We start from the raw sequence: 12,263 nt of genomic DNA, 5'->3' as shown, positions 1-12,263 counted from the left end.
TCGTATCCGACGTGCCAGCAACAACCAGGAGGACATACCCCATGTGGAAGAAGACCGGGATCGTCGTCGCCGCCTCGGCCGCATCGCTGATGGCGCTCTCCCCGGTGGCGATGGCCCACGGCACCCACAGCGGTGACCACGGTGACGGGATCGACAAGAGCGCCGAAGGCCTGATCGCCGGCCTCAACGGCAACAACATCAACGTCCCGATCCAGGCCTGCAACAACAACATCCCGCTCAACCTCGTCGGGCTGCAGGTCCCCATCGAGGACGCCGCCGCCGCGAACGGGCTCACCGGCGCACTCGGGATCCTCGGATCCGGCACCGCGAAGTCCGGGGACTCGGTCACCGACCAGTCCGACAACTGCGCCCAGGCCGGCGCCGCCGGAGACACCGTCAAGGGCCACAAGTAACACCCGCACCACCCAGCACTGCTTCGCCGACGGCCCAACCTTCACCACGCCGGCGACCACGCGGTCTGCTCTTCTGCCCACCAACAGCACACAGACCGCGCACAGGACAGAGCCCCGCCCCGAGGGACCACGGCACTGACCCACAGGGTGCCCACCCCCGGGGCGGGGCTCTCCCACATCCCCGACAGCCCGGCAACGACAACGTCCCGAACCGGCGCCTCTACACTCGCCCACCTCGACCGCACCACCGCTTTGAAGCGCCGCGCTGGCGCCACCCCATAAAACTGGAACTGTTCCAGATAACTCTTAGGAAGCCCCGGGCCCGGGGTAAACGGGGGTGGTGTCCAGGCGCAGCGGTTCACCCGGGCCGGCCCCGTTGCTCACCACTATCGTGACCGCCTGTATCCATCGTGAAGGGAACCCGTCATGCGCCCACTTCCGCCGACGGTTGCGTTGATTGCGCACCTCCTCGCCCGGCTCCTGATCGGCGGTGTCCTGATCGCTCACGGCGCGCAGAAAGCCACCGGGTTCAACGAGGTCGTCACCGCTTTCACCCAGATGGGCGTCCCTGCGCCCGCCGCCGTAGCCGCGACGGCGATGACCATCGAGCTCCTCGGTGGTGCCGCGCTGATCGTCGGGTTTGCCACCACCATCGCCGCCGTCATCGTCGTCGTGAACATGACCGGAGCCGTCGTGCTCGTCCACTCCCCGACAACCGTGTTCGTCACCGACGGCGGCTGGGAACTGGTCGGCGTCATCGCCGCAGGAGCGCTCCTGCTCGCCGCCACCGGCCCCGGACCCTGGGCGGTCGACACCATCCTGGGCACCCGGCGCCACACACCCCCACCCGCGACCTGGCCTGACCCAAGCTGATCTCGGTGAGCATGCTCTCCGGGCTGACCGCGCCCGCTTCGCTCTTGATCAACGCAAGGAGCGACGGACCCGCCCGTCCGGCCACCCCCACGCCCCGACCCGTCGAGGTCTGCTCGCGGTATTCGCGGTCCGCGTCGTCCTCGCCGTCACCGGCGGGGATCAGCGCCCGCAGCCGCTCGGTGACCGGCTGCGGGATCCGCGCGGTGACCCGGATGAACAGGGCCTCCCCGGCGCGGTGCAGCGCCGAGGCCACCATGCTCCTTATCCGCGCCGCAGACGGCGGCTCGATGCGCTCCTCCCGGCACCGGGCCCAGCAGCGCCTGCCGCACCAACTCCGGACCGCACTCGGACGGCGCAATCTGCTCGATCAACCACGCGGTGTGAACCTCTGGACCGGGAACGAAGAGAGGGCGGGAATGCGAACCGAGCCCACACTGCAGACGGCTGGTGCCGAGCGTCCCCGCCACAGACCCGTCAGGACCCTGTCCGCACTCGTGGTCGCGCTGGCCGCGGTGTCCTGCTTGGTGGAGCTGAGCGCGGGGTTCGCAGCCGCGGGCCCCGTGGTGGACCGGTGGTTCTGGTTCGTGGGCATCCCCATCGGACCGAGCGTCGTGGTCGGTCTCGCCCTGGTCCTGCTGGCGGCGGCCCTGCGCGCCGGCAAGCGGGCCGCGTGGCTCGCCCTGGTCGTGCTCCTGGCCCTCTCCGCCGCCGGGGAGCTGGTCCTGGCCCTCTCCGGGGCGGCCGAGTGGGCCGGCACGATTGTTCCGACCGTGTGGGCGGCGCTGCTCGTCGCGCGCCGGGGCGAGTTCGCCGCGCACGTCGCCCCCGGGGCACACCGGCGGGCAGCCGCTGTCCTGACCGCGGGTCTCGGCGGGGCGGTCGGGATGGGCTGGCTGGTGGCCCCGTCGGTTGGCGGGGCCCCCCGGGCGGCCGGGCCCCGCCTGGTGTGGGTGCTCGACCGGTTGACCGGGGGCACCTTCGAGCTGGTCGCGGGCAGCCCGGCCGGTGGCTGGCTCGACACCGCACTGGACGTCGTCGGTGGTGTGGTGCTGCTGGGTGCGCTCGCGGTCTTCCTGCGCGGCGCACGGGCACACGGCACCGCGACGGCGGACGACGAGCTGCGGGTGCGTGCGCTCGTCGCCGCCCACGGCGGGCCGGACTCGCTGGCCTGGTTCGCCACCCGCCGGGACAAGCGCGTGATGTTCGCACCGGACGGGCGCGCGGCCGTCGCATACCGGGTCGTCGCGGGCGCGTCGGTCGCGGCGGGCGACCCGGTCGGTCCGGTCGACGGCTGGCCCGCGGCGGTGTCCGCCTGGCTGGCCGAGGCCCACCGCTTCGGGTGGCAGCCGGTCGTCCTCGCCGCGGGCGAGCGGGGCGCCGCGGTGTACCGGCGGCACGGTCTGCGGGTGCGCCGGATCGGTGACGAGGCCGTCGTGGACCTCGCCCGGCTGGCCCGCACCGGCGGCCGCGAGGGCCGAGTCCGGCGCGCGGTCCGGCGGCTGGACGGCGAGGGCTTCCGGGTGACGGTCCGGCGGGTCCGCGACGTGCCCCCGGCCGACCTCGACGCGATCGACCGCCGTGCCGAGCGGTGGCGCGACAGCGCGATCGAACGCGGCTTCTCGATGGCCTCCGGGCGCGTGGCGGACCCGTCGGACCCCGACGTCGTTCTGGTCGAGGCGTTCGGTCCGGACGACGTCGCCTGCGGGCTGCTGACCTTCGCACCGTGGGGCTCCGACGGTCTGTCGCTCGACGTCATGCGCCGGGGGTCGCACGCCCCGGCGGGGCTGACCGAGTTCATGATCGGCAGGCTGGCCGCGGTCGCCCCCACGCTCGGTGTGCGCCGGGCGTCGCTGAACTTCGTCGTGTTCCGGGAGGCGCTCGAGTCCGGCGCGCGGCTGGGTGCCGGACCCGGCCAGCGGGCCCGGCGCACGGTGCTGCGCGGCGTGTCCTCGTTCGTGCAGATCGAGTCGCTGCACCGCTTCAGCCGCACCTTCGAGCCCGACTGGGTCCCGCGCCTGCTCTGCTGGTCCAGCGGCACCGCCCGGGCCGTGGTCGCCGCCGGTGCGGCGGAGGGCTTCCTGCGCCCGAGTGGCGTCGGCAGGCGCGCCGCCGCCCGCCGGCGCGACGACCGGTTCCGTGCCCGGGTGGACGGCATCGGAGCGCCGGGTGACACCGCCGATCGGTCCGCGGAGCGCGCCCGCTCCCTCGCCCTGGCTCCTCTGGTCCGACCGGTCGGGGAGGTCGATGACGTCGCCGCGCTGCAGCGCCGCCACGTCGGGCTGGACCGCGACGTGCGGACCGGCGAGCCGGCGACCGTCGTGGGCCGGGTCCGTGCGCAGCGGACGTTCGGCGCGCTGGCCTTCGCCACGCTGCGCTCGGGCCCCGCCCGGATCCAGGTGATCGTCGAGGCCGCCACCGTCGGCCCCGAGGCACTCTCCCGCTGGAAGGACGGCGTCGAGCCGGACGACCTGGTGCTGGTCAGCGGCGAGGTCGTCACCTCTCGGTCCGGGGAGCTGTCGGTACTGGTCGCCGACTGGCAGGTGCTGGGCGCACCGGTCCGCCCGGTGCGGCCCGATCCGCTCGCCGACGCCGCGGAACGCACGCTGCTCGCAGCCGGGTTCTCCGAGGTCGCCGCGCCCCCGACCCACCCGGCCCTCCCGGGTGCGCCGGGTCCGGGACCCGACGGCGCACCGGAGCGGGTCTACCACCTGGAACGGTCCGCGTCGGGCCCGGTCCTGCATCTGCGCGTGGCTCCGGCCGACGCGACCACGGCCCGCGGGATCCTCGACACGGTCCTCGCGGACCTGCCCGCGGAACCCGTACCGGGACGGACCGCCGTGGTCGAGGACGGGCGGCCGCTGACGACCGCGCCGCTCGCCCGGCCACGCCCGTGGTCCCCCGGGACCGCCGACGCCTGGCGCATCGTCGCCGACGGCCGGGACGTGGCGGAGGGCGCCTCCGGGCGCACCGACGCCGGGTTCGTCGACCGCCTCCTGGGCCCGGGTCCGGTGACCGCCGCGTTCGAGCGCGGGGTCCTGCCGTTCGCGACGCTGCGTGCCGACCTGGCCGCGCTCGCCGGGGCCACGGTCGACGGGCCGCAGGGCGGCCGGACCCCACCCGACGCCGGCGACGGCGACCGGGGCAACCGGTGACCGTCGCCCCGATGCCGCCACCGTTGCCGGTGCGCTCGGTCCTCGACCTGTCGCTCGTCGCCGGCGGGCTGCCGCTGGCGATCTCGATCGCCGGTGCCGCCGCGGCGGTGTTCCTCGCCTGGCCGCGCGGCCGGCGGTGGCTCCGCCCGGCCGTGCTCGTCGTCGCCGTGGCGGTCCTCCTCCCGGCGGTGGCCGCGCTCGTGCTGAACGTGCTCTGGCGCCCGACACCGGACGTGCTCCCGGCCCGGCTGTTCGTCTGGTCGGGGGTCGCGATCGCGGCGGTGCTCGCCGGGGTGGTGGCCGCTCGACGGGGTGGCCGGGACACTCGGCTGCTCGTCGTCCCGGCGGTGGTGCTGGTCCTGGCGACCAGCGGCGTCAAGGTCAACGCGATCTACGGCTACTACCCGACCCCGCGGCCGCTGCTGGGCCTGGCCGACCCGAACGCGCTGGACCCTGCGTGGGTCCCGCACCGCACCGGTACCGCCGTCGCGCCGGTCCGGTGGGTCGCGCCCCCTGATCTGCCCGACCGGGGTGCCGTACTCGACCTGCCCGTCCCCGCCCCCGTGTCGGGCTTCGCCGCGCGCCCGGCGCTCGTCTACCTCCCGCCCGCCGCGCTCGTCCCCGGCGCACCGCGCCTGCCCGTCCTCGTCCTGGTGGCGGGCCAGCCCGGAGCACCCCGGGACTGGCTGACCGCCGGGCGGCTGGCCGCGGTGCTCGACGTGTTCGCCGCGGCGCGCCGCGGGCTCGCGCCGATCGTCGTCGTCCCGGACGCGACCGGCTCCACGTTCGCCAACCCGCTCTGTGTCGACTCCCCCCGCGGCGCCGTCGAGACCTACCTGCGTCGCGACGTACCGGACTGGATCCGCGCCCGCTTCGACGTGGAGAGCGACCCCCGGCACTGGACCATCGGCGGGTTCTCCTACGGCGGCACCTGCGCCCTGCAGCTCGCCGTGCGCGCCCCCGAGGTCTACCCGGCGTTCCTCGACATCGGCGGGCAGGACGAGCCGTCCCTGGGCACCCGGGACCAGACGGTGCGCGCGCTGTTCGGCGGCGACGACGCCCGGTTCCGCGCGGTCAACCCGGCCGACCTGCTGCGCGCCCGCCGATACGACGGGGTGTCCGGCACCGTCGTCGTCGGGTCCGAGGAGGGCGACGACGTCGCAAAGTCCGCCCGGCTCGTCGATCTCGCACGCTCGTCGGGGATGCAGGTCCGCCACCTCGTGCTGCCCGGCGGGCACTCCTGGGCCGTGGCCACCGCCGCCCTGCAGCTCGCGCTGCCCGACATCGCCGCCCGCACCGGCCTGCCCTGATCCCGCTCAGATGCCCACCTTCACCCAACCGGGGTGCAGCCCGGGAGGCAGGGCATTCCAGCTGATCCCGGTCTTGAGCACGAAAACGATCCCCGCCAGAGCGGCCCGATCCGGCACCCACTTGCGTTGCCTCAACAGTAAGGTGACGACGAGAGCCTACGGTGGTCACGGGTTGCCCTTGAGTAGGGCGAGGATTCGGTCGTTGAGGGCGTCGGCGTCGTCGGCGATGTCGTCGAGGAGGGTGAGGGCCTCCTCGAGGCTCGGCGTCTCCCGGCCTGCAGTGGCAGGCGCGGCCGCGCCGAGCGCCGGTGCGCGTGGGGCCGGCGTGGCCGTCTTGGAGTGTTCCCGATTTCTTTGACGCCGGTTTAGGCTGCCAAGTCGGTTATTTTCCTGAATCCTAGCTCGTATTCGGTGGGTGTCAAGTATCCGAGGGTGGAGTGCCGTCTGCGACGGTTGTAGTAGCTCTCGATCCACGCGAATGTCTGCTGTCGGACCTCGGTGACGTCGTTCCATGGCCGGGTGTGGATGAGTTCTTTCTTGTAGCTGGCGAAGAACGACTCGGCGACGGCGTTGTCGAAGCAGGTGGCGCGTCGGCCCATCGATCGGGCCACATTGTTGGCGGCGCAGAAGTCGGTGAACTCCCGGCTCGTGTATTGCGTCCCGCGGTCGCTGTGCATGATCACTCCGGCTGGTGGGCGGCGGGTGAGCAGGGCGGCGGCGAGGGCCTCGATGATCAGGTTGGTGCGCAGGTGGTCGGCCACGGCGTAGCCGACGACCTTGCGGGAGTGCAGGTCGATCACGGTGGCGAGGTAGGCCCAGCCGTCGACCGTCTGGATGTAGGTGATGTCGCCGCACCAGCGGGTGTCGGGAGCCTCGGCGGTGAAGTCACGCCCGATCAGGTCCGGGGCGTCGATCGGGCGTAGACCTGCGACGGTCGTCTTGCGCCAGGTGTGAGGGTGGCGGCCTTGCAGGCCGGCGGCGCGCATGAGCCGCCAGACCCGCTTGCGGGCGGTCCGGTGGCCGCGAGCGACCAGCTCGGCCCACACCCGGCGCACGCCGGGGTCACCGCGCAGGTCGTGGTGGATCTCTCGGATCGTGTCGGTGAGCTCGGCGTCGGTGCGTTCCCGCTGGCTGGGTCCGGTCTTGAGCCACCGGTAGTAGCCCTGTCGGGCCACGCCGAGCTGGGCGCACATGAACGTGACCGGATACTCGCCCTCGGTTGCCCAGTCCGCGATCGCCGCGTATTTCACGGCTGTTCTTTCGCGAACCAGGTCGCTACTTTTTTTGCGAAGTCCCGCTCCATTCGCAGGGTCGTGTTCTCCTTGCGGAGCCGTTCCAGCTCGGCCCGCTCCGGTTCGGACAGGTCCGTGTCCGGGACCTGCCCGGATTCGCGTGCTTTCTTCACCCACTTGCCTAACGTCATCTCGTGGACGCCGATACTCTTCGCTACCTCGGCGATTGTTCGGCCGGAATCGAGGACAAGACTGACGGCCTGGTCCTTATACTCCTGGGTGAAATGGCGGCGTGTCGCCACGCGATCCCCTCCGCTGCGATCAGCGGCAGTCTACGACCGGTGTCTACAAGATCGGGAACGGTCCAGCTCGGCGAGAGTGACGAGCTTCGGGGCCGCGCCGAACGTGAGCCCGGACTTGGCAAGAGTGGATGGTCCGGACACGGCCGAGGCATTACCGGTGTTGCTACTCGAGCCCCGGCACCGCGTTCCACCGGCACGCTCCGGGCCATGGGCAGGTAGAGGCCCAGGTACAGGCCACCTGCAGCGCGGGGTTCAGCCTATGGACGAGCGCTCTGATGGCATTGGTGAGGGCACCTGGTTGGACGCTGTCTCGGGTCAGCCCCGAGCTGTTGGAGCTGCACGGGCCCGGGGGCTGCTGGGCTCACACGACTCTGACTCCGGACCCGCAATGGCTTGCAGCAGCTACGAGCCAGCATGTCGTTCTGGTCGTCTACGGTCCCGCTGTCGGCGTTCGCACCGAGGAAGCGGACGGTGACTACCCGGGTGACTCCTCGGACGAGGGCCGCAAGGCTGAGCTCGACCGGTTCCGGGAGATCGGTTACGTGAGCGCGGGCATCGTCGCTTTCGTTCACTGAGTCGCGGGTCAACCGCGAGGGGTTAGATCTTGGCCAGTGAGTCCCACGAGCGTCGCAGGAAGTGGCGGGCCGCCCGGCAGGGTCAGCGGGCACCAGCTCGGCCGGGTTTCGGCCGTACATCGCCGTCCAGGGCGTGCGGTACTGCACCGCGTGCTCGCCGCGGCCGTCGCTGGGGTGCCAGGTCGACACGGACACCACGAGAACTCCACAGCTGTTGCAGGAGCCGATCGCGGCGGACATGCGCTCCCCGGGCCGCAGCGGCTCGTCGAGGTGGCCCCACTCGACCGCGCTCAGAGTCAGGCGAGTGTCCTCAGGGGGTGGGTCGACCGGGCCGGAACCGACCAGGGCCGTGGACATGTGCACCGGGGTGGGTACAGGGGTCGGCGGCGGTCATCGTGCGCTCCTGGTCGTCGTGCCGGTCGTGCGGGGCGGGGCCGGGTAGGCGACTCCCCAGCGTTCATGGGCGGCTTGGCGAGTGATGCCGGCGGCGTTGCCGATGAGGGTCCAGGACGCTCCGGACGCGCGGGCGGTGGCCACCGCCTGGTCGAGTGTCTCGCGCGCGTCGGCGAGTTCCTGCGCGGCGTCGTGCACGGCCAGGCCGGGCAGCACGGCGTGGAGGTGTTCGAACCATTCTCCGTAGGCTCCGTGGCCGGTCGCGAATCCGGCCACCTCGTCCGGGGCGATGCTCGACGTCCAGCCCCGGAACGCCGACCGTGGCCAGAACTGCGTGCCGCGCCATCCGCACTCACACGCCGCGCGCCACCCGCTCACCCGGATCCGGATCGGCTCGGTGTGCACGCTGGTCTCGGTGCCGTCGTCGAGCACGGCCGCCGGATAGCCCTCGTGCTCGCAGGCCGGGGCGTAGTCGGTGTCGTGAACCCATCCCACTCCGTCAAGCTACCCTGACAGTAGGTGCCGTGTAAAAAGCACTGCCGCTAGCTGTCGCAAGCCGGCAGCAAGCACTCCGGCGCGCGTCGATCGAACATAATGCGCATTCTCGGCTCGCCCCACCTGGGCAAACACGACCCGCTGGCGTTATCGACGCTGCAAGCACCTGAAATGTCCGATTATTCCGCTCTTCGTTGGATGATCATCCACCCGCGCGGACTAGACACTGCCAATGATCAAAATGTACATTTTGTGCATGACTGCTGCGGAGATGTCGTCGACCCGAGGCGCGGAACCACTTCGCCGACGTGGTGGGCCGCGCTCAGCATGCCGGTGTCACGACCGCGATCACCAGCCACGGCAAGCGGGTCGCGGCGATCGTCCCGGCCGAGGTCCTGGACTTGCTCGACGAGCTGGAGGACCGAGCTCTGTCCGCATGGCTCGCGAGGCCAAGGCCGAGGCCGGCGGGACCGTCCGATCACGCCACCCTCCTTGCCGAGTTCGACCAGCACTGAGCCGTGCCCGACGCTCCCCACTGGCACATCACCTGGTCCGCTCCGGCGAGCAAGGCCCTGCGCAAGCTCGACCCGCAGGTCGCCCGCCGCATCCTGACCGCGGTGAGCAGACTTGCCGACGACCCGCGCCCAGCTCCGCCGACCGGGAAGCCGCTCAAAGGTGAGCCCGGGACCTGGCGGCTCAAGATCGGCGACTGGCGCGTGCTCTACGAGCCCCAGGACGAGCAGCTCGTCGTCTTGGTCCTGACTCTCGGGCACCGGCGTGAGGTCTACGACCGCCTCGCATGATCCGGGCGAGACGGTCACCCTAACGACCACTCGCACGAGTGACATCTGCTACTCGAATAGCGGTATCCGTTATCGCCACAATCCCCAAAACTGCCTAACTGCGATCATGCAATAGGTGGTTCTAAACTGGGGGTTATCATGCAGGGCTGGCGCAGGAAACTGACCATCGTCATGGCAGCCGCATTCGCTGTGCCGTTTCTGGCGTCTGCACCAGCTCACGCGGCACCACCGCCAAGCAGCCCCAGTCCAATGCAGTGCATTAACGAGTTCACCAACAATCCGAACTACGTCGGCGACGGCTGGGTCGGAGGGTTGGTGGCAACAGCATCTGGCGCAGTGGGTGAGGCTTCCCTGTTCTGCGGGGATGAGCTGAGCGGCGTGGTGCACATCGCGCATCCGGAAAAGCACTGGAACCGTCCACCCCGTTTTTGAGGACGACGAGGATCTTTTCACGACCTGCTGGCGAAACACCATCGAGTTTGGCACGCCAGTTCCGGACGGGAACGGCCGTACTGAGATCACGTGGAAGCGTAACGCGAATGTGACGGGGGTTGTCATTATCGACGACGCCCGACGTTTCAACATACACTCATTACACTGAGGGGGCCCGCAGTAACAACTGGTTCAGCTGTTCCGTGCTTCAAGGGTGATGCCCGATTCGGGCAGTATTCTGGTACCCTGTCGTAGTGACTTCCGGATACGCGATGAAGCCGAACATCCTATCTTTCCTGGGAGAAAATATCGTCGTCGTTGACGACGTCCAGCCGGTCGCTGCGCTGATCTCCGTGACGGGCGAGGTGCTCGACTGTTGCAGCTGGAAGTCGCTGGTTGTCCAGCCCTCGTCGTGGACGGCATGGCCTCATAGGATCCTGTTTACGAATCGGAACGGTGACGGAGTCCTCGTTCAGGAGCGCAACTGCGACGCCACGATCCAGCTAGAGGTCAGTGAGTCGAACAGGCTGGTTGCCACACTCGCTCCGGCCGGCAGTCTCGAATCAGCCACGGCAGTCGCACGCGGCCGATATCGATTCCCCGGCCGAACGATGCGCATGAGGCAGACGGGTGGGACCTGCGCGTCGCAGAGAAGGAGGAGTCTGGCAGACGTCACTTCGCGACCTGACGAGTCAAACTGAAGGTCGGCGACCGCTCGAAATACACCGGACAGGTGCTGCGGTCGCGCTACTCACCACGAGCGATCACGCTTTTTCCGCTATCCGGGTAGCGACGAAACGCCCGTGGACATTCGACGCTCGTCACGAGCTGCTGCATCTAGACCGTACAAGCGGACACAGCACGACTGTCTCACTGCCAGATATCGAACTCCAGTGACGCGTGGTCTCCATTGTTTCCCGACCAGCTCAGGAGTCCTGAGCTGATGACTGCCATTAAACAGGCCGTGTTGGACTGCTCAGAGCTCACGTCAAGGGGAGCCTTCGATGTTGCAGTCCGCCTGGATGAAATGGACACCCCCACTCCGCGTGTCGTGGTGCAGTTCAAGCTTCCAGGGCGTTCCGAGATTTTCGAGCGAGAGACCGGCCTTTCAATCATCTGGGCTTGCACACCGGTGGACTCGCGGGGCTCTCGATCTTCTTCGGAGAAGACCTAGACGGCGATCTCCTAGAGCGCCACGTCGCAGGGCCCGGCGAAGTGGTCCGCCTGTAATCTCGCTGCTCCCGGTTGGTGTCGCTGGAAGCTGGAAGGTGGCGTGGGCCGACGTGCGCCGGCCTCGGAGAAGTAGACGCACGACCTTGAGGGCCTCTGCAGGCGATGGTTGCTCCGACAGCTGCCGGGAGGTAGAATCTCCGTTGCCTTTTGGGGCGTGTAAACGCATACGTAGCGTCGACACTGCCCCCGCCATCCCCTACATCGCGTAGCGATGGGACGCCCGTGACGGCAACCGCGCGTGGTGATCTCGGACACATTTGACAGGGTTGTGTGCAGCCTTCGGCGAGGTGCGTTCGCCTTACCAGCGAGCCCCGAGCGGTAGCCACTGAAAGCGGGCGACGGGCCGGTGGGCGGCGATGAGCGGTACCTCAGACCTCTTGTCGCTGACGCAACGTGTCTGGCTCACGGCTCTACGTGATGGTCTCGCCTGCCTACTCGTAGCTGCACCGTGTCGCCTCTGAGGCGACGACACGGGCCAGGCCGTAGTTGCGGTGCCGGAATGGCCGGGGTGTGCCCGTAAGCTCCTTTGGTGAGCGGACTCAACGCTGAGTCTGGTCGTGCGGGGACTCGTCTCCCCTCCTGATCGCCTGTGGGCCAGACCGGCCTAGCCGGGCGCTGGCACCCACATCCCCGATCCGGGGCCCCGGGTGACGACAGGAGGCCACCGTGATCGATCACGGCCCGGAGAAGGATCGCCCCCGATGGCTCGCGCAAGCTCGTCGCGTGCTTCGACGCCGTACTGCCCCCGCTAACACTGTTGGCGGAGACGCAGAACAGCGCCAGCACGATGACGGTGCTGGCGCTGTTCCTCATCCTGAGGGTGCTGGCGGAGATGCTTTAGGAGGCTGAGACCGCCGGCCCCTGATGGGCCCGGGGAGTCCGGAGCTGGGTCGCAACCAGCGAGGGGCTCCCCGGTTCTATTTCTTGGTTCTAGCGTACGAACAACGACGATTGCTTGCTCTCGTCGTTCGTTGCCACGTTCGAGAGTCAAGCACAGTAGCTGCGTACCTGGGCGAAGCGACCAGCGCGCCGAGACCTCCGATTTGTTCA

At 69.8% G+C, this 12,263-nt stretch carries 10 protein-coding genes and 1 pseudogene; 7 read left to right on the top strand and 4 right to left on the bottom strand.

Annotated elements, in window-relative coordinates; translation table 11 throughout:
- Positions 1-41 precede the first annotated feature (41 nt).
- From Ae717Ps2_RS32910 to Ae717Ps2_RS32895, 4 genes are all read left to right on the top strand, one after another.
- Positions 42-413, top strand: a complete 372-nt coding sequence (locus Ae717Ps2_RS32910; RefSeq protein WP_075334526.1) for a hypothetical protein — start codon at positions 42-44, stop codon at positions 411-413.
- Positions 414-839: 426 nt separating this feature from the next.
- Positions 840-1,286 carry a DoxX family protein gene (locus Ae717Ps2_RS32905; protein WP_075313173.1) on the top strand — a complete coding sequence of 149 codons (447 nt, stop codon included), beginning with the start codon at positions 840-842 and terminating at the stop codon, positions 1,284-1,286.
- An 11-nt stretch (positions 1,287-1,297) separates the two neighbouring features.
- Entirely contained in the window at positions 1,298-4,438 is a 3,141-nt protein-coding gene (locus Ae717Ps2_RS32900; protein WP_083702649.1) for a phosphatidylglycerol lysyltransferase domain-containing protein, read from the top strand.
- An 11-nt stretch (positions 4,439-4,449) separates the two neighbouring features.
- Positions 4,450-5,748, top strand: coding sequence for an alpha/beta hydrolase family protein (locus tag Ae717Ps2_RS32895; RefSeq protein ID WP_075334531.1), 1,299 nt, complete (start codon positions 4,450-4,452; stop codon positions 5,746-5,748).
- Between the two features lie 36 nt (positions 5,749-5,784).
- Here Ae717Ps2_RS32895 and Ae717Ps2_RS32890 read toward each other — a convergent pair.
- The 4 genes and pseudogenes from Ae717Ps2_RS32890 to Ae717Ps2_RS32870 form a co-directional block, all read right to left on the bottom strand.
- Positions 5,785-5,874: pseudogene (locus tag Ae717Ps2_RS32890) on the bottom strand (IS5/IS1182 family transposase); the annotation flags it as partial.
- A gap of 239 nt (positions 5,875-6,113) precedes the next feature.
- Positions 6,114-6,998: an IS3 family transposase gene (locus tag Ae717Ps2_RS32885; RefSeq protein WP_075333032.1), complete on the bottom strand. Its 885-nt coding sequence runs from the start codon at positions 6,996-6,998 to the stop codon at positions 6,114-6,116.
- A complete protein-coding gene (locus Ae717Ps2_RS38625) occupies positions 6,995-7,282 on the bottom strand; it encodes a transposase (RefSeq protein ID WP_075333031.1) in 288 nt (95 codons plus the stop codon). Before Ae717Ps2_RS38625 ends, Ae717Ps2_RS32885 begins: the two co-directional genes overlap by 4 nt.
- Positions 7,283-8,247: 965 nt before the next feature.
- Complete coding sequence (locus Ae717Ps2_RS32870; protein ID WP_075334523.1) at positions 8,248-8,745, bottom strand: hypothetical protein; 498 nt, start codon at positions 8,743-8,745, stop codon at positions 8,248-8,250.
- A gap of 260 nt (positions 8,746-9,005) precedes the next feature.
- Here Ae717Ps2_RS32870 and Ae717Ps2_RS40705 point away from each other — a divergent pair, with 260 nt between their 5' ends.
- The 3 genes from Ae717Ps2_RS40705 to Ae717Ps2_RS36895 all read left to right on the top strand — a co-directional run bounded on the left by Ae717Ps2_RS40705 (position 9,006) and on the right by Ae717Ps2_RS36895 (position 9,980).
- Positions 9,006-9,260: a type II toxin-antitoxin system Phd/YefM family antitoxin gene (locus Ae717Ps2_RS40705; protein ID WP_083702717.1), complete on the top strand. Its 255-nt coding sequence runs from the start codon at positions 9,006-9,008 to the stop codon at positions 9,258-9,260.
- Between the two features lie 3 nt (positions 9,261-9,263).
- Positions 9,264-9,548 carry a type II toxin-antitoxin system RelE/ParE family toxin gene (locus Ae717Ps2_RS32860; protein ID WP_083702647.1) on the top strand — a complete coding sequence of 95 codons (285 nt, stop codon included), beginning with the start codon at positions 9,264-9,266 and terminating at the stop codon, positions 9,546-9,548.
- Positions 9,549-9,686: 138 nt separating this feature from the next.
- Entirely contained in the window at positions 9,687-9,980 is a 294-nt protein-coding gene (locus Ae717Ps2_RS36895; RefSeq protein ID WP_143510874.1) for a hypothetical protein, read from the top strand.
- The last annotated feature ends 2,283 nt before the right edge of the window (positions 9,981-12,263 follow it).

The sequence above is a fragment of the Pseudonocardia sp. Ae717_Ps2 genome, from assembly GCF_001932475.1.
Lineage (GTDB): Bacteria > Actinomycetota > Actinomycetes > Mycobacteriales > Pseudonocardiaceae > Pseudonocardia.
The sequence above is the reverse complement of the archived record's forward strand: the minus strand, read 5'-3'. Positions and strand labels throughout refer to the sequence as shown.